The sequence below is a fragment of the Rhodothalassium salexigens DSM 2132 genome, assembly GCF_004341375.1.
GTDB lineage: Bacteria > Pseudomonadota > Alphaproteobacteria > Sphingomonadales > Rhodothalassiaceae > Rhodothalassium > Rhodothalassium salexigens.
The window spans coordinates 16,401-41,029 of sequence record NZ_SLXO01000015.1 but is presented as its reverse complement, the minus strand read 5'-3'; the positions used below and the strand labels follow the sequence as shown (position 1 = coordinate 41,029).

General features: G+C 68.7%; 18 protein-coding genes and 1 pseudogene. 15 read left to right on the top strand and 4 right to left on the bottom strand.

Features of this window, described 5'->3' with window-relative positions; genetic code table 11:
• From EV659_RS15275 to EV659_RS14925, 5 genes and pseudogenes are all read left to right on the top strand, one after another.
• A pseudogene (locus tag EV659_RS15275) lies at positions 1 to 95 on the top strand (IS5 family transposase); the annotation flags it as partial.
• Positions 96 to 404: 309 nt separating this feature from the next.
• Entirely contained in the window at positions 405 to 752 is a 348-nt protein-coding gene (locus EV659_RS14130; protein ID WP_132709543.1) for a hypothetical protein, read from the top strand.
• 134 nt (positions 753 to 886) lie between these two features.
• The gene (locus tag EV659_RS14125) at positions 887 to 2,296 is read left to right on the top strand and encodes a cytochrome ubiquinol oxidase subunit I (RefSeq protein WP_132709542.1); all 1,410 of its coding nucleotides are present in this window, start codon (positions 887 to 889) and stop codon (positions 2,294 to 2,296) included.
• Positions 2,297 to 2,306: 10 nt separating this feature from the next.
• The gene (gene cydB / locus EV659_RS14120) at positions 2,307 to 3,314 is read left to right on the top strand and encodes a cytochrome d ubiquinol oxidase subunit II (protein WP_132709541.1); all 1,008 of its coding nucleotides are present in this window, start codon (positions 2,307 to 2,309) and stop codon (positions 3,312 to 3,314) included.
• A complete protein-coding gene (locus tag EV659_RS14925) occupies positions 3,314 to 3,517 on the top strand; it encodes a hypothetical protein (RefSeq protein ID WP_200287810.1) in 204 nt (67 codons plus the stop codon). The genes cydB and EV659_RS14925 overlap by 1 nt, the downstream gene beginning before the upstream one ends.
• A 1-nt stretch (position 3,518) precedes the next feature.
• Here EV659_RS14925 and EV659_RS14110 read toward each other — a convergent pair whose 3' ends face one another.
• Complete coding sequence (locus EV659_RS14110) at positions 3,519 to 5,267, bottom strand: DUF4153 domain-containing protein (RefSeq protein WP_132709540.1); 1,749 nt, start codon at positions 5,265 to 5,267, stop codon at positions 3,519 to 3,521.
• Between the two features lie 286 nt (positions 5,268 to 5,553).
• On the opposite strand from EV659_RS14110, the gene EV659_RS14105 reads away from it, so the two are divergent.
• Both EV659_RS14105 and EV659_RS14100 read left to right on the top strand, forming a co-directional pair.
• A complete protein-coding gene (locus EV659_RS14105; protein WP_132709539.1) occupies positions 5,554 to 7,296 on the top strand; it encodes a cation:proton antiporter in 1,743 nt (580 codons plus the stop codon).
• Between the two features lie 60 nt (positions 7,297 to 7,356).
• Positions 7,357 to 8,379: a 50S ribosomal protein L11 methyltransferase gene (locus EV659_RS14100; protein WP_132709538.1), complete on the top strand. Its 1,023-nt coding sequence runs from the start codon at positions 7,357 to 7,359 to the stop codon at positions 8,377 to 8,379.
• Positions 8,380 to 8,653: 274 nt separating this feature from the next.
• Here EV659_RS14100 and EV659_RS14095 read toward each other — a convergent pair whose 3' ends face one another.
• Positions 8,654 to 10,045 (bottom strand): globin-coupled sensor protein, encoded by a 1,392-nt coding sequence (locus tag EV659_RS14095; RefSeq protein WP_132709537.1) that lies wholly within the window; start codon positions 10,043 to 10,045, stop codon positions 8,654 to 8,656.
• Positions 10,046 to 10,595: 550 nt separating this feature from the next.
• On the opposite strand from EV659_RS14095, the gene EV659_RS14090 reads away from it, so the two are divergent.
• The 6 genes from EV659_RS14090 (at position 10,596) to EV659_RS14065 (ending at position 20,416) form a co-directional block, all read left to right on the top strand.
• The gene (locus EV659_RS14090; RefSeq protein ID WP_165878922.1) at positions 10,596 to 11,138 is read left to right on the top strand and encodes a TetR/AcrR family transcriptional regulator; all 543 of its coding nucleotides are present in this window, start codon (positions 10,596 to 10,598) and stop codon (positions 11,136 to 11,138) included.
• Positions 11,135 to 12,223 carry an efflux RND transporter periplasmic adaptor subunit gene (locus EV659_RS14085; RefSeq protein ID WP_132709535.1) on the top strand — a complete coding sequence of 363 codons (1,089 nt, stop codon included), beginning with the start codon at positions 11,135 to 11,137 and terminating at the stop codon, positions 12,221 to 12,223. The genes EV659_RS14090 and EV659_RS14085 overlap by 4 nt, the downstream gene beginning before the upstream one ends.
• Positions 12,220 to 15,384, top strand: coding sequence for an efflux RND transporter permease subunit (locus EV659_RS14080; protein WP_132709534.1), 3,165 nt, complete (start codon positions 12,220 to 12,222; stop codon positions 15,382 to 15,384). Before EV659_RS14085 ends, EV659_RS14080 begins: the two co-directional genes overlap by 4 nt.
• 45 nt (positions 15,385 to 15,429) lie before the next feature.
• Positions 15,430 to 16,980, top strand: coding sequence for a BCCT family transporter (locus EV659_RS14075; protein WP_132709533.1), 1,551 nt, complete (start codon positions 15,430 to 15,432; stop codon positions 16,978 to 16,980).
• Positions 16,981 to 17,342: 362 nt separating this feature from the next.
• A complete protein-coding gene (locus EV659_RS14070; protein WP_200287812.1) occupies positions 17,343 to 19,589 on the top strand; it encodes a TonB-dependent receptor in 2,247 nt (748 codons plus the stop codon).
• An 83-nt stretch (positions 19,590 to 19,672) separates the two neighbouring features.
• Positions 19,673 to 20,416 (top strand): HD domain-containing protein, encoded by a 744-nt coding sequence (locus tag EV659_RS14065; protein ID WP_132709532.1) that lies wholly within the window; start codon positions 19,673 to 19,675, stop codon positions 20,414 to 20,416.
• Here the strand turns inward: EV659_RS14065 and EV659_RS14060 are convergent.
• Together EV659_RS14060 and pseI are read right to left on the bottom strand one after the other, a co-directional pair.
• A complete protein-coding gene (locus EV659_RS14060; protein ID WP_132709531.1) occupies positions 20,413 to 21,273 on the bottom strand; it encodes a cytidylyltransferase domain-containing protein in 861 nt (286 codons plus the stop codon). The genes EV659_RS14065 and EV659_RS14060 overlap by 4 nt on opposite strands.
• Before the next feature lie 32 nt (positions 21,274 to 21,305).
• Complete coding sequence (gene pseI / locus EV659_RS14055; RefSeq protein ID WP_132709530.1) at positions 21,306 to 22,424, bottom strand: pseudaminic acid synthase; 1,119 nt, start codon at positions 22,422 to 22,424, stop codon at positions 21,306 to 21,308.
• Between the two features lie 180 nt (positions 22,425 to 22,604).
• On the opposite strand from pseI, the gene EV659_RS14050 reads away from it, so the two are divergent.
• Both EV659_RS14050 and EV659_RS14045 read left to right on the top strand, forming a co-directional pair.
• Positions 22,605 to 23,096 carry an acyl-CoA thioesterase gene (locus EV659_RS14050; protein ID WP_132709529.1) on the top strand — a complete coding sequence of 164 codons (492 nt, stop codon included), beginning with the start codon at positions 22,605 to 22,607 and terminating at the stop codon, positions 23,094 to 23,096.
• A gap of 73 nt (positions 23,097 to 23,169) precedes the next feature.
• Positions 23,170 to 24,624: a coniferyl aldehyde dehydrogenase gene (locus tag EV659_RS14045; protein ID WP_132709528.1), complete on the top strand. Its 1,455-nt coding sequence runs from the start codon at positions 23,170 to 23,172 to the stop codon at positions 24,622 to 24,624.
• Positions 24,625 to 24,629 lie beyond the last annotated feature (5 nt).

Genomic DNA, 24,629 nt, shown 5'->3' with positions numbered 1-24,629 from the left:
CGACCCGCTACGACAAAACCGCCGACAGCTATCTCGGCTTCATCCATCTCACCTCGATCCGCCTCTGGTTCCGCCACTTCGTCAACAGCCCCTAGACTGTTTTTGTGTCTCTGATGTTGTTTTTTGGATCGGCATTTTGGCGAGGATGGGCGGTCTTTGCTAGGTTGGCTTAAGCAAATATCGAGCGCGCCGCCGCGTCGAGGATCATGGTAGGGTTTCGGCCCTTTAACGCATCCCATCGCTTTCCGGGACAGACCGGTTCGGTCGTCTCGGGGCGTCCGCCGGCCTTCGGGTGCATTGCCTCGGCGAAGGGCCGGTCAGTGTTGCATCAAAGCCCCTGACTTGCCATCTCTTTGGGCGCACTGGCGCCGTTTCCGGGCGCCGGTTTTTCAGGGCCCTGTGTAATGAAAAAGATCGCGTGGCAAATCGTCGGCTATTCCCTGCTGATCCCGGGGTTGATCGTCCTGCCGACGCCGATCCCCATCGGCTTGATCATGGTGGCGGTGGCGCTGGCCATCCTGCTGGCCACCAGCCGGACCATCGCCGGCTTGGTGCACCGGGTGCGGCGCCGCTTTCCCCAGGTCGACGCGCGCCTGGCGGATGCCGAGCCGCGCTTGCCCCGGTCGCTGCGCGTGCCTTTGTCGCGGACCCGCGCGCAGCGCGGCCGACGCTGTGGTCAGCGTGCGGGCGATCGCGCGGGCCAGCATTCGGGGCCACCAACCCCGCAACAAGCCCCGCAACAGGCAGAGTGAGCGCATTGTTGGCGCATTCGCCAAGTCTGTGCTGTGTCGTTTTTCCACATTTGCCTGGTCTTTACGCTGTCACGCCGACTTAATATGTCCTGTCCAAACCTGCCGCTGCGCTGCAGCACAAAGAGGGTGTCGACATGGATTTCGGATTCGACGCGGCGATCCTGGCTCGGGCCCAGTTCGCCTTCACCGTCGCCTTTCACATCATTTTCCCGGCCTTCTCCATCGGGCTCGCCAGCTATCTGGCGGTGCTCGAAGGGCTGTGGCTGAAGACCGACAACCCGGTCTATCTGCGGCTGTTCAAGTATTGGATGAAGATCTTCGCCGTCGCTTTCGGTATGGGCGTCGTGTCGGGGCTGGTGATGAGCTACCAGTTCGGCACCAACTGGTCGGTGTTTTCCGACAAGACCGGGCCGGTGCTGGGGCCGTTGCTCGGCTATGAGGTGCTGACCGCGTTTTTCCTGGAAGCGGGGTTTTTGGGTGTCATGTTGTTCGGCATGAACCGGGTCGGCCGCCGCTTGCACTATGTGGCGACGCTGGCGGTAGCGTTCGGCACGCTGTTTTCGGCGTTCTGGATTCTGTCGGTCAACAGCTGGATGCAGACGCCGGCGGGCTTTGCCATCAACGAGGCCGGCCAGTTCGTGCCCGAGGATTGGTGGGCGGTGGTGTTCAACCCGTCCTTCCCCTATCGCCTGGTGCATATGGTGCTGGCCGCCTATCTGACCACCGCCTTCGTGGTCGGTGCGGTGGGCGCCTTGCACCTGTTGCGCGACCGCGCCGACCGGGGCGCGCGGACCATGCTGTCCATGGCCATGTGGATGGCGCTTCTTGTGGCGCCCTTGCAGGTGCTCGCCGGCGACCTGCATGGCCTCAACACGCTTGAGCACCAGCCGCGCAAGGTGGCCGCCATGGAGGGTCATTTCGAGACCCAGGAGGGGGCGCCGTTCATCCTGTTCGGCTGGCCCGACCGCGACCAGCAGACCACCCATCACGCGGTCGAGATCCCCAAGCTCGGCAGCTTCATCCTGACCCACGACTGGAATGGCGAGGTCCAGGGGCTGGAAGAATGGCCGGTTGCCGAACAGCCGCCGGTGGCGACCGTCTTCTGGTCGTTCCGGATCATGGTCGGCATCGGTCTGCTGATGATGGCGGCGGGCCTGATCAGCCTGTTTCTGCGCCGTGGCGGGCGGCTTTATGACGCCGCCTGGTTCCACCGGTTTGCGCTTATCATGGGGCCGTCCGGGTTTATCGCCGTGCTGGCCGGTTGGGTGACCACCGAGGTCGGCCGACAGCCGTTCACCGTCTATGGGCTGTTGAAAACGGCGGAATCCATTTCGCCGGTCGACGCGCCGGCGGTGGGGACGTCGCTGGTGGCGTTCGCGGTGGTGTACTTTTTGGTCTTCGGGGCCGGCACCTTCTATCTGCTGCGGCTGATGAACCGGTCGTCGGAGGCCGGCGGCCCGGACACCGACGCGGGCAAGCCCTTGCGTACCGCGGGGATCGCGCCGGCTACCACCGGCGTCACCCGCGTCACGCCGGCCGAATAGGAGGGACCCCATGTTCGATCTGCCGACCATCTGGGCCGTGCTGCTGGCGGTTGCCGTGCTGGCCTATGTGATCCTCGACGGCTTCGATCTGGGCGTTGGTATCCTGTTCCGCACCGCGCGCGGCGAGGACGACCGCGCCACCATGATGAACACCATCGCGCCGGTCTGGGATGGCAACGAGACCTGGCTGATCCTGGGCGGCGGCGGGCTGATGGCGGCGTTTCCGCGCGCCTATGCGATCATCATGCCAGCGCTTTACATGCCGTTGATTCTGATGTTGCTGGCGTTGGTGTTTCGCGGCGTGGCGTTCGAGTATCGGTGGCGAACCGAGCGCTGGAAGGGCCTGTGGGATCGCGGCTTTTTCCTGGGCTCGCTGGTCGCTGCGGTGATGCAGGGCATCATGCTCGGCGCCATGATCCAGGGCGTCGAGGTGGACGCCACCGGGCGCGGCTATGGCGGCGGCTGGTTCGACTGGCTGACGCCGTTCACGATCATGTCGGGGCTGGGGCTGGCGGCCGGCTATGCGCTGTTGGGCGCCACCTGGCTGATCTGGAAGACCGAGGGCGACCTGCACGCACGCTGCTACGGCTATGCTCGCCGGTTGGCGTTGGTGCTGCTGGCGTTTATCGCCCTGGTCAGCCTGTGGACGCCGTTCACCCATGAGGCGATCATGGATCGCTGGTTCGGCTGGCCGCACATCGTGCTGACCGCGCCGGTGCCCTTGCTGGTGCTGGCGGCGGCCTGGTGGTTGTTCCACGGTCTCGCCCGGGCCAAGGACCCGGTGCCGTTCGCCGCCAGCCTGTGCCTGTTCGTGCTCAGTTATGTGGGCTTAGGCATCAGCTTCTTCCCCTATGCGGTGCCGCGCACCATCACCTATGCCGAGGCGGCGGCGCCCAACAGCAGCCTGGCCTTTCTGCTGGTCGGGGCGTCGGTCCTGTTGCCGATCATCCTGGCCTACACGGCCTATGCCTATTGGGTGTTCCGCGGCAAGGTGCGCCCCGGCGAGGGCTATCATTGATGGCCCCGCACCGCGCCGACGACGCCGCGCAACCGCCTGTCCATAGCGCCGTCGCCGCCGACGAGGGCGATGACGGCGACGACGCCGGGGGTCGGGTCGACCGGCCGGCCTGGGTGCGGCTGGCGTGGTTTGTGGGCCTGTGGGCCGCCGGCGTGGCTGTGGTGGCCACGGTCGGCTATGCGCTGCGCTGGGTGCTGCTGTAGGTCAGGGCGCGATTTCCATCTCGCCGACCCGCAGGCGCGGGCGCACCGGCGGCAGCAGCGCCACATCCCCGGCCCGCACCGCCCGGGCCAGATCGGCCGCCTGGGCCGGGTCGATATCGGGATACAGTTGCGGCGCCCAATGCCAGCCCGACCGGTCACCGCCGCCTTGGGTGAACACCTGCACCGCGCCCGGCGACAGCAACACCGCCTCACTGCGCCCGTCGCCATCCATGTCGACGAACAGCAAGGCGGTCCGGCTCGGCGCCTGCGCCACCGGCTCGGCGATCTGCGCCTTGAGCCCGTCGGGCACGGGGCGATCGGCGGGCCAGCGCGGCACCTGGGCGAGCAGGGTGTCGGCCCGCGCCGCCGGCCGGGCGCCGGTGGTAACGCCTTTCAGGCCCTGGCGCACGGCGGCTTGAGCGATCAGCGTCTCGTCGGCGCGGATCGTCGCCAGCGCTCGGTCGCCATAGCGGCCCAGTCCGTTGAACACCCGGAAGTCGAAAGCGTCCGCCGGCACCGCGCCCGAGCGCAGCCGGTGTACCTGGTCGGCGGCTGTCAGTCGGCGCGGGTCGAGCAACGGGCTCTGCAGCGCGGTGGCCCACAGGACCACCAGCGCCATTAGCGCTGGCGCCAGATCGGCGATCCGGCTCAGGCGCCGGCGGCGGATCAGCGCAGCGCCATAAACCAGCGCCGGCGCCGCCAGCAGCAACGCCGCCAGCGCCGCCGTTACCCGCTCGGGCGTCAGGCCGTACTGGTCGATCCGGGTGGCGATCCCCCACAGCGCCAGTCCCACATAGGCCGGCATCAGCAGCGCCAGCACCCAACCGCTCCAGCGCACCGGGGCGGGCAGGGCCGGGCGCTGGTCGGCGTCTGCCAGGGCGGCCACGGTGTTGAGCATGATCAGGATCAACAGCGCGGCGGTCATGAAGGTGCCGCTGGCCGATGTCACCGCGCCCAGCGTCTGGACGCCGGCGGCGGGCAACATGACCAGGAACAACGCCAGTGCCGCCGCCAGCACCGGGGCGAGCAGCCGCGCGAGCCCCTGGAAGAAGCGCCGCGCCGGGTCGAGCAGCGCCGGAGCCTGGCGCAGCACCGCGAACGCCAGCCCTGTGAGCGCGAACACCAGTGGCAACCGGGTGGCGCGCCAGTCGAAGAACAGCTTGTTGAAGACCTCGATGTCGATCAGCGAGAACAGGAACGACCACAGCGCCAGCACGCCATAGACGAGCGCGAGCGTGACGCCGACCAGCAGCGCCAGCACCGGTACGGTCCATACCGCGTCCAAAAACGCCTCGGGGTCGCGCGGCGCCGGTCGCGCCAACCCGTTCCCCGCCGACGCCTGTGCCGACGGCGGCTCGGCGGACGAGCGCTGGCGGGCGATCAGGAACGGCAGGGTGGCCAGGATCAGCAGCACGGCCGGCCCCGGCAGGTAGAGCCCGAGCACCGGATCGGTCGCCAGGTCCGGCCGGGGCGGGCCGGCGGCGGCCTCGGTGGCCATGTGGAGACCGGCCGCCAACAGCCCCAGGCCCAGGGCGGCCGCTGTCGTGCGGCGCGCTTGTCCCGGTCGATGCCCGGCCATGGCGACCAGCGGTGCGACGCTCAGGATCACGCCGAGGCCGAGCAGCCATAGCGCTCCCTCCGGCCACGCATCGAGCGCCGAGGCCAGAGCGGCCAGGCTGGCGCCCTGGAACAGCCCGAGAAGGGTCAGGCCCACACGGTCGCTGAACGGGGGCACGGGGCGTCGGTGCATGGTCTCTCCTGGCGGTTGGTCGGGCGGCAATGCAGATGTCGATCTAAACGCCCATGCGCAGGGCGATTCATGCGGCAAGGGCTGGCCTTATGACCCGCGCGGCATTAACCTCGGATTATCTTTACTTCGCCACAAGAAGCGTAACGGGCACATGCGCCCGCGGCGATCCTGCGGGACGGTCGGGACCGGGTGCGGCATGGTGTGCGCCCCGGCGTCGGTCCGTTCATGCAATCCTGTCTATATCGGCGATGCATCTGTTCACCCAGCGCCTTAGGGGCTCCGTTTCATGCTCGACCTGTTGTCCGCGTCGATCTTCTACCAAGTGGCCGCCCTGTTGGTGCTGGCCGGTCTGATGGGTCTGCTGGGGGTCTGGTTGCGCCAGCCGCTGATCGTCAGCTTCATCGCGGTGGGCATTCTGGCCGGGCCGTCGGCGCTGGGGCTGGTGCACGAGGCCGACCATATCGAGTTGCTGGCCGAGTTGGGCATCGCGGTGCTGTTGTTCCTGGTCGGTCTCAAGCTCGACCTCAACCTGATCCGCTCGCTTGGCCCGGTGGCGGCGGTGGCAGGCTTGGCGCAGGTGGCGCTGACCGGCGGGATCGGTTTCGCGATCGCCTACGGGCTCGGCTTCGACGTGTCGGACAGCCTGTTCCTGGCGGTCGCGCTGACCTTTTCCAGCACCATCATCATCGTCAAGCTGTTGTCGGACAAGCGCGCCATCGATTCGCTTTACGGTCGGCTGGCGCTCGGCGTGCTGATCATCCAGGACCTGGTTGTGGTCCTGGCGATGATCGTGCTGTCGGCGCATGCCGCCGGCCAGGGCGCGGCGCTCGACGCCGGCCATGGCGGCGGCCACGGCGGCGGCGGGCTCATGCAGGTGGCGCTCAACGGCGTCGGGCTTTTGGTGGTCATCGGCCTGTTCATGCGCTACGCCGCCGAGCCGTTGATGCGCCAGATCGCCCGCTCGCCCGAGTTGCTGTTGTGCTTTTCGGTCGCCTGGGCGGCGTTGCTCGCCGCCGGCGCCGACTTCCTCGGGCTCAGCAAGGAGATGGGCGGTCTGCTCGCCGGCGTGTCGCTGGCCTCGACCCAGTATCGCGAGGCGGTGGCCGCCCGGCTGGCGCCGTTGCGCGACTTTTTGCTGCTGTTCTTCTTCATCGGGCTCGGTACCCAGCTCGAACTGGGCCAGTTGGGCGCCAATCTGGGCGCGGCGGCGGTGTTGTCGGTGTTCGTGCTGATCGGCAAGCCGGTGCTGGTGACGCTGATCACCGCGGCCATGGGCTACCGGCTGCGCACCGGCGTGTTGTCGGCGATCATCCTGGGCCAGATCAGCGAGTTTTCGCTGATCTTCATGGCCATGGGCGCGGGGCTCGGTCTGGTCAGCGACGCGCTTCTGGGCCTGATCACCCTGGTCGGTCTGATCACCATCGCGCTGTCCACCTATGCGATCACCTATCTGCAATGGGTCTATCTGCGCATCGAGCCGCTGTTGCGTCGGTTCGAGCGGGACAAGGCGCTGGCCGAGGTGCAGGCGATCGAGGCCGAGGAACAGTTCGACATGGTGGTCATCGGCCTGGGCCGGTTCGGCGGCACCGTGGCCCAGCGCCTCGCCGCCAAGGGCCACCGCATCCTCGGCGTCGACTTCAACCCGGCCGCGGTCCGGCGCTGGCGGCGCGAGGGGCTGCGCGCGGTCTATGGCGACGCCACCGACGCCGATTTCGTCGCCCATCTGCCGCTGGAGAACATCCACTGGATCGTCTCGGCGGTGCCCGACCATGAGACCACGGTGATCAAACACGACTTCAATTCGAGCCTGATCGACAGTCTCAAATCGGCGGGTTTCAAGGGCAAGATCGCGGTCACCTGCCACGGCGGTGACGCCGATTGGCAGCGTATCAAGCAAAAGGGCGCCGACCTGGTGTTGATGCCGTTCCAGGATGCTGCCGACCGGACGGTGGAGTTGCTGGAAGAGCGCGGGCTGCCCTGGCGGCTCGACGTGATCGAGCCCGACGACCAGCGCGAATTTGCGGTCTAAGCCGGGTGGTCGGGCCCAGGTGGCTTGCGGCCGTCGCGCCGCTCGGCTATCCCGCTGGCCATGACAACCGGTTACAAGATCCAAGTCACCGTGCCCGAGGCCCTGGTGCCGGCGGTCGAAGGCGGCCTCGAAGCCGCGTTCGACGACGGCGAGGGCTGGGCGCCGGGGATTTCCTCCTGGGCGGACACCGAAACGCCTGACCTGTGGACCGTCGAGGCGTTCTTCGCCGCCGACCCCGATCCGGTGCGGGTCGGCCATGCCGAGCGCCTGGCCACCGAAGCGGCGGGGGTGGCGCTGCCGGCGTTCACGCCCGAAGCGCTGCCCGATGTGGACTGGGTCAGCGAAAGCCAGAAGCTGCTGAAGCCGATCCACGCCGGGCGCTATCTGGTCCACGGCGCCTATGACCGCGCGCGCCGCCGGCCGGGCCGGGTCAATCTGGAGATCGAGGCCGGCCAGGCGTTCGGCACCGGTCGCCACGAGACCACGGCGGGCTGCCTGCTCAGCCTCGACGCGCTGGCCAAGCGCCAGACATTCCGGCCCCGAAACGGTCTCGATCTGGGCTGTGGCTCGGGGCTGCTGGCGTTCGCCATGGCGCGCACCTGTGCGATGCCGGTGCTGGCCAGCGACATCGACCCGATCGCCGTCGCCACGGCGGTGGAGAACGCCCAGGTCAACGCGGTGCCGGTTCGCCCGGTGGCGGGCGGCACCTGGGGCGTCGAAGCGGTGACCGCCAGCGGGCTCGATCATCCGGTGTTCCGCCGGTCGGGCCCGTTCGATCTGGTGGCGGCGAACATCCTGGCCGGGCCGCTGATCCGCCTGGCGCCGGCCCTGGCGCCTTTGGTGGCGCCCGGCGGCCGGCTGATCCTGGCCGGGCTGCTGGCCGAGCAGCGCGCCGGTGTCGAGCGCGCCTATCGCGACCGCGGCCTGGTGCTGGAGGCGCGCCGACCGATCGGCCAGTGGCCGACGCTGCTGTTCCGCCGTCCGGGCACCCGGCGCACGGCGCGCTTGGCCCGCAGCGCCATGGCCGCGCGCAACACCGGCGGCGCCGGTGCGCCCATGGGCTTCAACCTGCGCAACCTCTGAGCGCCCCTCACGGGCGGCGATACGCTCTCTTCCGCCGGTCTGGCGCAAGGGCGCCGGCTTTGGCGGCGGGTCGGTGTCCCTGCCTCATCTCCCGACCAATATGCGAGCCGGGCAACCGCACCGCACCCCAGTGCCACCCGGTCATCGCGCGCCGTCCGTGGGCGGCGCCGCAACCCCCGCGTGGGGGTGCCGCGCGGCGACGTGGCCGGGGCCGGGTGCTGCGCTGGCGGCGGCTTGATTGCCTCGCTGCGCTGGCGATGACCGGGGGGGCGGGTCAGGCGGCGACGCCGCTGGCGGGACCGCTTCGGTCGACCGTGCGCAGGTTGTCCAGGAAATCACTCACCTGACCGTTGAGCACTTGCGATTGCTGGTCCAGCGCCTCGGCGGCGGCGCGCATGGATTCGGCCGACTGACGGGTGATCCCGGCCTCGTTGGCCAGTTCCTTCACGTCGGCGGAGATCTGCTCGGTGCCGCGCGCGGCCTCGGCCACGTTGCGGGCGATCTCGCGGCTGGCGACGGTCTGCTGATCGACCGCTTCCGCCACCGACACCGCCATCTGGCTCAACTCGCCGATTGCCGCGGTGACCGCGTCGATCCCGCTGGCCGTGGCATCGGTGGCTACCGCCATGTCCGACAGGCGACCGCGGATCTCCTCGGCCGATTCGGCGCTGCGCTTGGCCAGCGTCTTGACCTCGCCGGCGACCACGGCGAAGCCGCGGCCCGCCTCGCCGGCGCGCGCTGCCTCGATCGTCGCATTGAGGGCGAGCAGGTTGGTCTGATCGGCGATCTTGCGGATCAGGTCCAGGGCCGTGGTCATGGCGTCGGCCGCGCGGGTCAGATTGTCCACTTGGGCGCGTGCCTTTTCGGCCGCCTCGTTGGCGGTGTCGGCGCGCGATTGGGAACTGGCCGTCTGCGCCGCCACCTCGCTGATCGACGACGACAGTTCCTCGGTCGCCGCCGAGACCGCCTGAACGTTGGCCGCCGCCTGCGCCGCCGCCGCCGCGCTGCTCTGCGCCAGTCCGGCGCTGTGGTCGGCGGCTTTGGCAAGCGTCCGGCTGGCATCGTTGACGCCCCCGATGGTCTCGCCCAAGCCGCCGACCGAGCGGTGAACATCGGCCTCGAAACTGTTGGACAGCGCGAGAATTTGGGCCTGGCCCGCGGCCTCCTTCTCGGTTTCCAGATAGACCGTCATGGCCAGTTCCATGTCCAGCATGAACGCCTTCTGGATCGCCGACAGGATCGCCGTGAGCCGCGCCGGATCGTGTGCCAGTGCGTCGACCAGGGTTTCGGTGGTCCAATTGAGCATGTGGGTGTAGCTGGCCACGTACCAGCGCGGTTCCAGTCCGATGCGCTGGTGCGCCCGGCCGACCTTGACGCAGCGCTCGGCATAAACCGCGTCCAACTGGCCGTTGAAGACGAATTCCATCCAGTGGCGCTGTTGCGCGTTGCGCGCCCGGCGGCCGATGCCGTCTTCGGCGAACATGGCGTCGAGCTCGGGCTCCTGGCGCACATGAGCGTAGAACGCGTCAAGCATCCGGTCCATGACGCCTTCGATGATCGGCTTGGCGTCGCGCAGCCGCTGTTCGGTTTCGGCGTCGACGCCAAGGAACCCGCGCCGGCGGTCGATATCGGTGTCGAATGCTTTGACGTTACTCAAGGATTTCATGGACTGAACCAGCGGAAAGGAAGACAAAAGATACTTTGAGGGACCCTATGGTCTCGGCAGACCGTTTCATATTCGAGTTACCGTGTCAAATAGACTATATTTAGACATGGTATTTTTTTAGTCCGATCCTTGTTTCGACGAAAAATATTACGAAGGTGAAATTTTTTCGAAAAGGAGTCGGGTAGAGTTGTCGACGGGCTCCTCACTGCCTGGTTGTTCGTCCGGTCGGGTCAACTGGATCACTGCGCCCCGCAGGACGGACCGCCGCCCCTCCTGCCCTCGGGGCGTCACGCGACCATATGCCCATCGCCGGCACCAATCCGGTCGCCGATGATGATCAATGACGGAGTGAAGAATGCTCTCCGATGCCTTGGCGATTCTGGATCGATGACCTGAGGGGTGAAACGGACCGATTATACGCGCCCGGCACCGCGCGCCCGGGATTGTCCCTTGACGGCGGATCGGTCTTGCCCGTAATTCCGACCGACTGGTCGGTTTGACCGACTATCAGGCGATCAATGGGGTCAGAGACAGCATGAACGACCGTCGGATGGAAATTCTTGACGCGGCCGAGGCGCTGGTGCGTGAGCGCGGTGCGGGCCACTTGACGCTCGACGCCGTGGCAGCGCGGGTCGGCTACTCGAAGGGCGGGCTGATCCACCGCTTTCCGAACAAGGTCGCCCTCATTGAGGCGATGATCGACCGCGTGATCGACGAGGTGGACAGCGAGCATCGGGCCTTGCGCGCAGAGACCGATGGTCGGGCCAATGCCGATCTGCTCGCGGTGATCGAGCGCGAACGCCGCATGCCCGAGGCCGACGCTGACCTGCGCCGTGGCCTGCTGGTGGCGGCGGCTGAGCAGCCGGATCTGCTGGCCCGGCCGCGCGCCTATATCGCCGAGCGGTTCCGCGCCGTGCGCGAGCAGGCCGACGATCCGGTCTGGGCGACGCTGCTTTTGTTCGCCGCCGAAGCGCCGGGGCTATTCGAGCTTATGGGTTTGTATGAATTGCCGGCCGATGAGCGCCGGGCGCTGTTCGACCGTCTGGCCGCCCTGGCGGCGGGAAACGCGGACGATGAGGAGGCCGAGGCATGAACCGCACCATCTCGATCCGTTTGGGCCTGGTGGCTCTGGCCGCTGCGACGCTCGGTGCGTGCGGCGACCAGGGTGAGCCGGGCGCCGAGGCGTCGGCGAGCGCACCGCCCCGGCCGGCCAAGGTGATGACCGTCAGCGATGCCGGGGTCGCCCGGGCGCGCCGGTTCACCGCGCGCGTCGAGGCGGTGCAGACCGTCGATCTGTCGTTCCAGGTCGGCGGCCGGCTGGTCGAGCTGCCGATCCTCGAAGGCCGGGTGGTCGAGGCCGGCGGCCTGATCGCCCGGCTTGACCAGGCGGATTTCGAGCGCGCGGTGCGGGAGGCCGAGGTGACCTTGTCGCTGCGGCGCAAGGAGTATGCCCGCAAGGAGGAGTTGAACGCGCGCAACGTGGTCTCCGACCAGGCGCTCGACGAGGCCGAGGCGGCGCGCGACCTGGCCGAGGTGGCGCTCGACAACGCCCGCCAGCGGCTCGACTACACCACCATCGCCGCGCCGTTCGACGCGCTGATTTCGCAGCGGCTGGTGGACAATTACACCAACGTCCAGTTGGGCGAGCCGGTGGCGCGGGTTCAGGACGTGTCGGAACTGCGCCTGGTGTTCGACGTGCCCGAGGCGCTGGTGGCCACGGTGACCAAGGGCCGGGTTGCCGGCGTCGAGGCCGAATTCGCGTTCGCGCCGGGCCAGCGCTTTCCGCTGGTTTACCGCGAGAACGCCACCGAGCCCAATGACGCCACCCAAACCTACCGGGTCGAGTTCGCCATGGCGCGGCCGGACAATGGCCTGACCATCCTGCCCGGCATGACCGGCACGGTGATCGTCCACCTGCTGCCCGCCGACAGCGAGCCCGGCGCCCGGGTCATGGTACCGGTGTCGGCGCTCGGCTCCACCGCCGAGGGCAGCTTCCGGGTCTGGCTGGTGGACGACGAAAACCGCGTCCGCCCGCGCGCCGTGACCGTCGGCCCGGTGATCGGCGCGCAAGCGGCGGTGACCGGCGGGTTGAGCGGCGGCGAACGGATCGTCACCGCCGGCGTCCAGGCGCTGCGCGACGGCATGGAGATCCGCCCGCGCGACGGGATCGGCCAATGAGCGACCACATCAAGGGCGCCCGGCCCACCAACATCGCCGGCCTGTCCATCGACACGCCGGTGAACACCTGGCTTGTGGTGTTGATCTGCCTGTTCGGCGGCTTGTGGGGTTTTTTGACCGTCGGGCGGCTGGAAGACCCGTCGTTCACCATCAAGATGGCTCAGGTCTATACGTCCTATCCCGGTGCCACGGCCGAAGAGGTGGAGCGCGAGGTCACCGAGCGGCTGGAATCGGCGATCCAGCAGATGGCCCAGCTCAAGACGCTGACCTCTGCCTCGCACCCCGGCCGGTCGCAGATCACCGTCGAGATCCAGGACACCTATGACAGCGAGGAGTTGCCCCAGGTCTGGGACGAGTTGCGCCGCAAGGTGCGCGACACCGTGCCCGACCTGCCGCCGGGTACGCGTGCGCCCCAGGTCAATGACGACTATGGCGACGTGTTCGGCCTGTTCTACGCGCTCACCGCGCCGGGCTACAGCGACGGCGAAATCCGCGACATCGCCAAGGATATTCGCCGCGACCTGCTGACCGTCGACGGCGTCGCCAAGGTCGCCATCGATGGCGACAAGGACGAGACCGTGGTGATCGAGATCCCGCAGGACCGGCTGGCCAGCCTCGGCCTGTCGCTGCGCGATCTGGCGCAGTTGCTGGACGTGGAACACGCCATCCAGCCGACCGGTTCGGTGCGCGTCGGCGACCGGCGCCTGGCGGTGCCGGTGGACGACGCCTTCGACCGGGTCGAGGCGATCCGCCGGGTCAAGATCGGTGTGCCGGGCTCGACCGCCATGCTCGCCCTTGACGATATCGCCGACGTGTCGGTCCAGCCCGACGAGACGCCGGCGCAATTGATCCGCTTCAACGGCCAGCCGGCGGTGACCCTGGGCGTGTCGGCGGTGCCTGGCACCAACATCGTCGACGTGGGCGCGGGCGTTGCCGCCAAGCTCGACGCGATCCGCGCCGACTGGCCGCTGGGCGTCGACCTGGCGCCGATCTACGACCAGGCGCGGGTGGTCGAACAGTCCGTCGACGGGTTCGTCGCCAGCTTGGGCCTGTCGGTGGCCATCGTCATCGGCGTGTTGATGTTGTTCATGGGCTGGCGGGCCGGGCTGGTGGTCGGGTCGGTGTTGTTCCTGACCGTGGCGGGCACCTTGTTGTTGATGAAGCTTGCCGCCATCGACATGCAGCGCATCTCGCTCGGCGCCTTGATCATCGCCATGGGCATGCTGGTCGACAACGCCATCGTCATCGCCGAGGGCATGATGGTGTCCATGCAGCGCGGGCTCAAGGCGCGCGCCGCCGCCGTGCAGGTGGTGCGCCAGACCCAATGGCCGCTGCTGGGTGCCACGATCATCGGCATCATGGCGTTCTCGGGCATCGGCCTGTCGCCGGACGCCACCGGCGAGTTCCTGTTCTCGCTGTTCGCGGTGATCGCCATGTCGCTGCTGCTCAGTTGGGGGCTGGCGGTGACGGTGATCCCGCTCTTCGGCAGCTATCTGCTGAAGCAGGGCGGGGCGGACGATGCCGACCCCTATGGCAACCGGGTCTATCGCGGCTATGGCCGGGTGTTGCGGCTGGCGCTGCGCCACCGGTTGATCGCCGTATCGCTGTTGGTGGCCACCACCGGCGGCTGCTTCTGGGGCTTCGGCCAGGTGGCACAGGCGTTCTTCCCGGCGTCGAACACGCCCTTGTTCTATGTCCACTATTGGATGCCCCAGGGCACCGACGTGCGCGCCGTGTCGCGGGATCTGGCCCAGGCCGAGCCCGAATTCCTGGCCATGGACGAGGTGGTCGAGATCACCAGTTTCGCCGGCCGGGGCGCGCAGCGGTTCATGTTGACCTACAGCCCCCAGAACGCCAACGGCGCCTATGGCCATATGATCGTGCGCACCCAGACCCGCGAGCAGATCCCGGCGGTGGCCGAGACGCTGCGCGACCGGCTGTTGGCCCGCAACCCCGAAGCCCTGGTCTATACCGAGCGGCTGGTGTTCGGGCCGAGCGCCGATTCCGACATCGCCGCCCGGTTTTCCGGGCCCGACCCTGAGGTTCTGCGCGATCTGGCCGAACAGGCGGCCGCAGTGCTCGGCCCGCACGCCGATATCGTCAATGTGCGCCACGACTGGCGCCAGCGCGAGCTGACCGTGGTGCCGGTGATGTCCGACCGGCGCACCGAGTTGGCCGCCGTCGACCGCGCCGCGCTGTCCGATACCATCAAGTTCGCTACCGACGGTCTGGCCGCCGGCTTCTACCGCGACGGTGACGAATCGCTTGAGATCCTGTTGCGCGCGCCCCTGGCCGAGCGCGGCGATCTGGGCGATCTGGGCGACCGGCTGGTGTGGAGCGAGCAGGAGCGCAGCTATGTGCCCGCCTCGCAGATCGTCGAGACCTTCCGCACGGAAGCGCGCGACACCGAAATCCACCGTCGCGACCGGGTGCGCACGCTGACCGTGATGGCCAAGGTGGGCGAGGGCCCCACCGTCGACAGCGTGTTCCGCCAGGTGCGCGCCGATGTCGAGGCGATCGACCTGCCGCGCGGCTACAGCCTGGAATGGGGCGGCATCTATGAGGATACCAACGAAGCCCAAGCCTCGCTCGGTGCGCAATTGCCGCTCGGCTTTCTGATCATGCTGCTGATCACCGTGTTGTTGTTCGGCACCGTGCGCGAGCCGCTGATCATCTGGCTGACCGTGCCCATGGCGGTGTGCGGAGTGACCCTGGCCTTGCTGGGCACGGGCATGCCGTTCGGCTTCATGGCGCTTTTGGGCATGCTCAGCCTGTCGGGCATGTTGATCAAGAACGCCATCGTGCTGGTCGAGGAGGTCGACCTGCAGATCGGCGCCGGTCGCCAGCGCTTCGAGGCGATCCTGGACGCCGGCATCAGCCGTCTGCGCCCGGTGGCGCTGGCCGCGGTGACCACCATTCTGGGCATGGTGCCGTTGCTGTTCGACGCCTTCTTCGCCAGTATGGCGGTGACCATCATGGGCGGGCTGGCGTTCGCCACCGTGTTGACCCTGGTCGCCGTGCCGGTGCTCTATGCGCTGCTCTACCGGGTGCGCGAGGACGAACCGGCGCCCCGGATGCGGCCAGACGCAGGACCAGACGCGGCATCCGAGGCAGTCACCGGGGCCGGCCGCGCCGAGCCCTCGGCCGCCGGTCAGGCCTGAACGGCGGCCGGTTGGCGAGGGCATCGGGTGCGCAAGGGGACAGCAATGCGGGCATGGCTTGAACGGCGCGGCCTGTTCCTGGCCGCGGTGGCGGCGATCGCGGCGCTGGTGGTGTTCGCCATCGCCCAAGGCTCGGCGGCCGAGGCGTTCTTCAGCGACGCGCAGCGCCGGCTTGCCCACGCCACCGGCTGGTTGCAGATCCTGATCGTCAACGCGGTGCTGGGCTTTCTGGTCTGGCTGGCGCTCAGCCGCCACGCCGGCCGGCGGCTCGGTGGTGCCGAGGCGCGGCCCGAGTTCAGCCTGGTCGATTGGTTCGGCATGTTGTTCGCCGCCGGCATGGGCATCGGCCTGCTGTTCTACAGCGTCGCCGAGCCGGTCCAGCACTATGCCTCGGTCGACGAGTTCCTCGGCGGCGACCGGCCGACCAGCGCCCGGCTGGCCATGGAGATGACCTTTTTGCACTGGGGCCTGCACCCCTGGGGCATCTATGCGCTGGTCGGCCTGTGTTTGGGCTTCTTTCACTTCAATTTCGGCGCGCCCCTGGCGTTCGACGCGCCGCTGCGCGAGGTGATGTCGGCGCCGCGGGTGCGCCGCTGGGGCTGGCTGGTCAATCTGTTCGCGGTGCTGGGCACGGTGGTCGGCATCGCCACCTCGCTGGGCTTGGGGGCTCGCCAGGCGAGCGCCGGCATCGCCCGGCTGGCCGGCTGGCAGACCAGCTATGAGTTGCAGCTGGGCGTCATCGTGCTGGTGTGCGGGGCCGCGCTGGTGTCGGTGTTGGCCGGCGTCGGCGCGGGCATCCGCCGGTTCAGCGCCGCCAATCTGGTGCTGGCCGTGGGCTTGATGCTGTTCGTGCTGTTCTCCGGCGAGACGCTGTTCGTGCTCAAGGCGTTCGGCGAGCATCTGGGCAGCTATCTGGACAATCTGCTCAGCCTGGCGACCTGGAACGAGACCTATACCGGCACCGATTGGCAAAGCCGGTGGACGATCTTCTATTGGAGCTGGTGGATCGCCTGGTCGCCGTTCGTCGGCATGTTCATCGCCCGGGTGTCGCGCGGGCGCACGGTGCGCGAGTTCATCCTCGGCGTGCTGCTGGTGCCGAGCCTGTTCAACTTCCTGTGGATGACCGTGTTCGGCAGCAACGCGCTCTATCTGGATCTGTTCGAGGGCGTGGCGCTGGCCGAGGCGGTGACCGCCGCGCCCGACGAAAGCCTCTACATCTTCCTCGACTATCTGCCGCTGACCGGGCTCGCCATGGGGCTGGCGATCGTGGTGATCATGATCTTCTTCGTCACCTCGGCGGATTCGGGCGGTCTGGTGGTGGCAACGCTGACCTCGAACGGCGCCGAGCCCAGTTGGCGTCAGCGCGCCTTCTGGACCCTGGCGGTGGGCGTGGTGGCCGCGGTGCTGTTGCGCGCCGGCGGGCTGTCGGCCTTGCAGTCGGCGACGATCACCGCCGGGCTGCCGTTCGGCTTGCTGGTGTTCACGCTGATGCCGGCGCTGGCCCGCGCACTCGCCCGCACCGACCCCACAGCGCCCGAAAACCAGCCCTTGCCGGCGCTGGCCAAGCCGTCCGTGCCGCCGGACAACCGGCCCTGACCGGCGCTCTTCGATCCTGACGGAACCGGATCGGCCCGGGGACCGGCCCAGGACCGGCCAGGGTTTGGCCGGGCAGGGCGGCCACAAAACCGGCGCGGCGGCTGTGGCGGCCTTGCATCAATGTCCGGTAATTTGTCACCATCCTGACCATACAGCCATCAAGGGCATTGACAGGGGTGCGGGCGTCTTTTGACACTCGGCTGTCACAAAAAAAGCACACAGGCGAACACTCCGTCTGGGAAAGCGTCAGGGGAGGTTGTCGGGGCGCTGGCGGCGAGCTAGTCGACGCGCGCGAGTATGTGCAGCGATGACCCGGCGCGGGCCCTGCGCCCACCGGGCATGACCAGGAGGATACAGCCGAAATGAAGCGGGTTCAGATGCGCACCGGGGCGCTGGGCGCGGCCAGTGCGGCGGCGATGGCCGTCGCCGGGGCCTTGACGACGCCGGTTGCGGCGCAGGGCATGGGCGACGAGGCGGCGCTGGCGATTGAGGAGATCGTCGTCACCGCCCAGCGGCGCGAACAGCGCATCCAGGACGTGCCCATGGCGATCTCGACGCTGAGCGGCGAGGAGTTCGAGACCATCTTCCTGGCCGGCGAGGACATTCGCGCGCTGTCGGCACGGGTGCCGGCGCTGAACGCGGAATCGTCCAACGGCCGGGTGGCGCCGCGCTTCTACATCCGCGGCCTCGGCAACACCGACTTCGACCTGGCGGCCTCGCAGCCGGTCTTGGTGGTCATCGACGAAGTGGTGATGGAAAACGTCATCCTCAAAAGCAGCCCGATCTTCGACATGCAGGGGGTCGAGGTGCTGAAAGGCCCGCAAGGCACGCTGTTCGGGCGCAACACGCCGGCCGGTATCGTCAAGTTCGAGACCCGCAAGCCCACCGAAGAGCTCGACGCCTATGCCAGCCTGACCTATGGCAACCGCAACACCGTCAACGCCGAGGGGGCGGTCGGCGGGGCGCTGATCCCGGGCGTGCTCAAGGCGCGGGTGTCGGGGCTGATCCAGCGCCGCGACGACTATATCGACAAGGTGGTGGTCGACGAGAAGAACGCCGTCGGCGGCTTTCGCGACATGGCCGGGCGCATCCAACTGGACTTCACGCCCACCGACCGGTTTTCGGCGCTGGCCAAGTTCCATGTGCGCGACCTGGATTCCACCGCAGCCCTGTTCCGCGCCAATGTGATCGCGCCCGGCGGCGGCGTGGTCGACCGCTTCGACCGCGAGACCATCTTCCACGACTCGGAAGTGAACAACCCGCAGAAATACAATAGCTGGGGCGCCAGCCTGCGGCTCGGTTACGATTTCGACGCCTTCACCGTCACCACCATCTCCGCCTTCGAGACCACCGACGGCTTCAGCCGTGGCGATATCGACGGCGGCTTCACCGGGCCCAACAGCTTCTTCAACCCGGCCAACCCGCCGCAGCCGCCGTTCACCCCCGACACCATCGCGTTTCCGTCGGAAACCCAGGACGGCATCGACGATCTGGACCAGTACACCCAGGAAATCCGCTTCGCGAGCCCCGGCGACGACCGCTTCAACTGGCAGTTCGGCGCCTTCTTCTTCAATTCCGACCTGAAGATCACCACCGATCGGTTCTTCGTCGACCCGAGCACGGTGCTGCACGAGAACACCGCCTGGGCGCTGTTCGGTCATGCCGACTATAAGATCACGCCGCGGCTGACCGTGACCGCGGGTCTGCGCTACACCGACGACGACAAGGATTTCGAAGTGCTGTCGTCGCCGTTCTTCGGGCCGACGCCGCGCAATGTGCAGGACGACAAGCTAAGCTGGGACTTCGCGGTCAACTATGCGCTGACCGACCAGATCACGCTTTATGCCCGCCACGCCCGCGGCTTCCGCGCGCCGACCATCCAGGGCCGCGACGTGGCCTTCGACGGTGCGCCGTCGATCGCCCAGTCCGAGACCATCAAGTCGTTCGAGGGCGGCTTCAAGTCGGTGCTGTTCGACAACCGCTTGTCGGTCAATGCCGCCGGCTATTGGTACGAGATCAACGGCCAGCAGCTGACCGCGGTCGGCGGCGGCGACAATCTGATCCGGCTGGTCAATGCCGACCGCGGCGTGGGCTATGGCTTCGAGGCCGATGCCCGGGTGCAGATCCTGGAAGGGCTGTCGGCGACCGCCGCCTTCGCCTGGACCAAGACCGAGTTGCAGGACGAGACCCTGGCGGTGCCGCCGTGCGGGTCGGGGCTGTGCCAGGTGGTCGACCCGCTCGACCCCAATGGCAATGCGCTGGTGGACGGCAACCCGTTCCCGCAGGCGCCCGAGTACACGCTTTACCTGACCGCGCGCTATGAGCGGCCGGTGGGCGAGGCCGGGTTGGTGTTCGTCTCGACCGACTGGTACGTCCAGGGCGAAACCAACTTCTTCCTCTACAACGCGCCGGAATTCCGCACCAACGGCAATTTCGAGGGCGGTGCGCGCGCCGGCTATTCGTATGACGGCGGCCGCTACGAGGTGTCGTTGTTCGCCCGCAACATCACCGACAAGGTGAACATCCAGGGGGCGATCGACTTCACCGCGCTGACCGGCTATCTCAACGAGCCGCGCACCTTCGGGGTCAATCTGACCGCGCGCTACTAAGCCGCTGCGCAGCGACAACAGGGCCCCGGGCGCATCGCCGCCCGGGGCTTTCTTTTTGCCGGCGATGGCTTACCTTGATCGTCATGGCACATGATGTTTTCCCGCGTTCGGCGCGGGCCGAGGGCGATTTCGCACACCTCTGCCGACTGGCCCGGCCGCACTACACCCATGACGACCCCGCGCACGATTGGCCGCATATCGAGCGGGTTCTGGCCTGGGCCGAGCGGATCGGTCGGGCCGAGGGCGCGCAGGTGGCGGTCCTGCGCGCGGCCGTGGTGTTGCACGATCTGGTCAATCTGCCGAAGGATCACCCGCAGCGCCTGCAAGCCAGCCAGATGTGCGCCGCCGCCGCCGCCCCGCTGCTGCGCCAGGCGGGCTATGACCCGGCGCTGATCCCGGCGATCCAGGCGGCGATCGTCGAGCACAGCTATTCGCTCGGCCGCCCGCCGTCGAGCCTGGAAGCGGCGATCCTGCAGGACGCCGACCGGCTCGACGCACTCGGCGCGGTCGGGCTGATGCGCGCGGTGTCCACGGGCGCGCGCATGGCGCGGCGGTTTTACGACCCCGCCGACCCGTTCGCCCACGACCGCCCGCTCGACCAGCGCCGCCAGACCATCGACCATGTCTTTACGAAATTGCTGCGCCTGCCCGACCAGATGAACACCGCCACCGCCCGCGCCGAGGCCGAGACGCGGGCGGCGTTCCTGCGCGTCTTCGTCGACCAGTTGGCGGGCGAGGTGGCGCCGGCGCATCCCGGGCCCCAGGCGCCGACGCACGACACCGGGACCGGCGGGGCTGGCGGGACGCGCCCGGCGGGCTCGGGCTAACGTACCGCCGACAGCGGGCTTTCCGGGGTCGCGCGCGGCAGGCCGCTGGACGTGCGCACCACCTCGACGCTGGCCGGGGGCGGCGACGCGGGGTCGCCCTCGGGGGCGCGGCGGATCACCCGGTCGCGCGCGCGCCAATCGTCGCCGGCGGCCTGGTTGATCGCCGTGAGTGCCGGGTCGGCGTCCAGCATGGCCATGAACTCGGCGCAGGTGGCGGTGGTGAAGGACGGCCCCATGAGGCTGGCGAGCCGGGTCAGCACCCGATAATCGTCCTCATAATCCAGCGTCAGCCGGTAGCGGTGGTCGAGCCGCGCCTCGGTCGCCGGGCACAGGACCAGGCGCCGGCGGTCGCCCTGGCGGGTCACCCACAAGGTCACATGCTCCCGGTCGCCGGGCGCGGTGGCGGTGGCGTGCATGGTGTCGAGCAGCGCGCGCGAGAAGATCTCGGCGTTCATGCCGTGCGGCCAGTGGGCCAGGCAGGCATGGTCCGGCCGGCGGTCGTGATAGTGGGCGACCAGTTCGGTGACCAGTGCGGGGTCGAGCACCGGACAGTCGGCGGTCACCCGCATCACATGGTCGGCGCTCTGCGCCTCGGCGGCCATGTGATAGCGGCTCAGCACATCGTGCTCGGGCCCGCGCACCACCGGCACGCCCAGGGTCTGCGCCAGGTCGGCCACCGGTTGCTCGTCGGCGGCGTCGACCGCGGCGACCACCACCGACTGGACGCCGCCGATCGCCCGGCACCGGTTGATCACATGGGCGAGCACCGGCTGGCCGCCGAGCGGCTTGAGCACCTTGCCCGGCAGCCGGCTGGAATTGAGCCGGGCCTGGATGATGCACACCAAACGGTCGGCCATGGGTCTTGTCCTTCTGCACGCGTTGGAGGGTCTTAGTCCGCGTCCGGGGCCAGCATGTCCCAGCGCATGGGCTCTCCCTTATGCAAGTTTCGCGCCGCTTTCTGGCCGAGCACCCGGGCCAGATGGCGGGGGGCGAGCCCGTGGCCCGGCCGGATCGAGCGCACATGGTCCGGGCCGAGCACCGTGCCCTTGGCCACCTCGGTGGTGACATAGAGCGAGCGGCGGTGGGCCGCGCTTGCCGCCTCGCTCGCCTGCGGGCTCAGCGTTGGCTGGCCGAGCGCGGCATGGGCGTCCCGGCAGGCTTGCGCCAACTGGGCAAATTCCGCCGGCTCCAGCGAGAAGGCGGCGTCGAGCGTGTCGAGGTCGCGCGACAGGGTGACGTGCTTTTCGACCGCCACCGCGCCCAAGGCCACCGCCGCCACCGCAGCGCCCAGGCCCAGCGTGTGGTCGGACAGGCCCGCCGGCACCCCATAGGTGCGCGCCAGATGGGGGATCGTCGACACATTGGCCTGGTCGACCGGGGTCGGGTAGCCGCTGACGCAGTGCAGCAGCACGATCTCGCCGCTGCCGGTGCGCCTTGCTGCGGCCAGCGCGCGGTCGATATCGTCGGCCGAGGCGTGGCCGGTCGACAGGATCAGCGGCTTGCCCTGGGCCGCCGCCGCTTCGATCAGCGGCGTGTCGACCAGTTCGAACGAGGCGATCTTGTAGGCCGGGGCGTCGAGGTCGGCCAGCAGCGCCACCGCCGAGGCGTCGAAGGGCGCGGAGAACAGGATCACCCCGCGCGCGGCGGCGCGCTCGAACAGCGCTGCGTGCCAGTCCCAGGGCAGGCTGCCCTCGCCATAAAGGTCGTAGAGCGTGCGGCCGTGCCACAGCCCGCCCTCGACCACGAACCCCGGTCCGCGATGGTCCAGGGTCATGGTGTCGGGGGTGAAGGTCTGCAGCTTGACCGCGTCGGCGCCGGCCTCGGCAAAGGCGTCGATCATCGCCAGCGCGCGGCCCAGGTCGCGGCCGTGATTGGCCGACATCTCGGCGATCAGGAACGGCGGATGGCCCGGCCCCACCGGGCGCCCGGCGATGGTCACGGCGGCGATCGGCGCAGTGACGGATGGCGCGGGGGCGGATGGCTCGGGGGCGGCCGGGGTATCGGTCATCGGCGTCGGTCTCCTGGGGCGGCGGGCGTTGTGGTGTCCCGGGGGTGCGTCCCGGGGCGCGTCCTGGGGGTATCCTCTCGTCTAGGCGCAAAAGCCTTAACACGGTTTCAACTTGGCAGGCCGGGCTGCGGGCTGCCATCCTGCGCGAAACAATAACAATCACGACCAAGGGAGGTTTGGATGACCGATCGAGCGACGGGCCCGGATGGGCCGACCCGGCTGGTGCCCGCCGAACGGCGTGCGTTTCGCTTCTTCCACCGCTTGAGGGTGCGCTGGGCGGAGGTGGACGCCCAGGGCATCGTGTTCAACGCTCAGTACTATTTCCTGTTCGACGTGGCCATGACCGAGTTTTTTCGCCATCTGGGCCTGCCCCCGGACATGAGCGGGCAGGGTGGGCGCGGCGAGATGTTCACCGCCGCCAGCACGGCGAGCTTCCACGCCCCGGCCCGGTTCGACGATCCGCTGGACATCGGCGTCGGCGCCGAACGTCTCGGCCGGTCGAGCGTCACCATGGGGTTGGGCATCTGGCGCGGTGACGACCTGCTGACCACCGGTCGGATGGTCTATGTCTATGCCGACCCGCAGGCGCGCACCGGCGTCGCGCTGCCCGACGACTTTCGCGCCTTGATGGAAGACTGGTTGTTGGCCAGGCCCGCCGCCGCCGAGGCGTGACCGGCTTGACCATGGGCAATGGCTGCCGGATCGGTTACACTTGTTTGAAAATGCAACCGATGGGAGGCGTGCAATGGACACCGGCAATGTGAGTGCGGGCGAGGCCAGCGCGGCCGCCATGGTCGCCCGGCTGGACAGCCAGCGCGCGGCGTTCCTCACCGACGGGGCGGTGCCCGAAGCGGTGCGGCGTGACCGGCTCGACCGCGCCATGGCGCTGCTCGACCGGCACCAGGACCGCTTCGTCGACGCCATGGCTGAGGATTTTCAGGGCCGGCCTAAGCTGATGTCGCTGTTCACCGACCTGGCCACACCCATGTCGGCACTGCGGTTTGCCAAGGCGCACCTGAGGGCCTGGATGCGGCCCGAGCGCCGGCCGGTGGAGTTTCCCTTGGGCCTGTTGGGCGCCCGCGCCCGGGTCGAATACCAGCCCAAGGGGGTGGTCGGCGTGATCAGCCCGTGGAATTTTCCGGTCAATCTGACCTTCGGGCCATTGGCCGGCATCCTCGCCGCCGGTAACCGGGTGATGATCAAGCCGAGCGAGATCACCCCGGCCACGTCCGAGGCCATGGCCGCCGCCGTGGCCGAGTTTTTCGACGCCGACGAGATCGACCTGTTCACCGGCGGGCCGGAGGTGGGCAAGGCGTTCTCGCACCTTGCCTTCGACCATCTGTTGTTCACCGGCGCCACCGAGGTGGGCCGCCACGTGATGCGCGCGGCGGCCGACAATCTGGTGCCGGTGACGCTGGAACTGGGCGGCAAGTCGCCGGTGCTGGTCACCGACAGCGCCGATCTGGCGCTGACGGCGCGCCGGGTGGTGGCGGGCAAGATGCTCAATGCCGGCCAGATCTGCCTGGCGCCCGACTATGTGCTGGTGCCGCGCGCGCGCGAAGCGGCGCTGGCCGACGCGCTCATCGACGCGGCCGAGGCGCTCTATGGCGACGCCGCGGCCAACCCCGACTATACGTCGATCGTCAACGCCCGGCACCGCGACCGCATCGTCGGCTATCTCGACGACGCCGAGGCGGCGGGCGCGCGGCTGCGGGTGGCCGGCGGCGGCTCGGCGCGTGGCGGCGGACAGAACGCCACGGCGCTGCCGTTGACCCTGGTTCAGGGCGGGCAAGACCCGATGGCGGTGATGCGCGAGGAGATCTTCGGCCCGGTGCTGCCGCTGGTGCCCTATGACCGGCTCGACGACGCCATCGCCTATATCAACGCCCGGCCGCGGCCGCTGGCGCTCTATCATTTCGGCACCGATCCGGCCGAGACGCGCCGGGTGCTCGACCATACCCGCTCGGGCGGCGTGACGGTCAATGACGTGATCTTCCACGTGGCGCAGGAAAGCCTGCCGTCCGGCGGCATCGGGCCGTCGGGCATGGGCGTCTATCACGGTATCGACGGGTTCCGCACCTTCGCCCACGCCCGCGCGGTCTATCACCAGCCCAAGGTGGACGTGCTGGGGCTGCTGGGTGCCGCGCCGCCCTATGGAGCCAAGCTGCGCCGGGCCATGAAGATCAAGATGCGCCGCTGACCCGC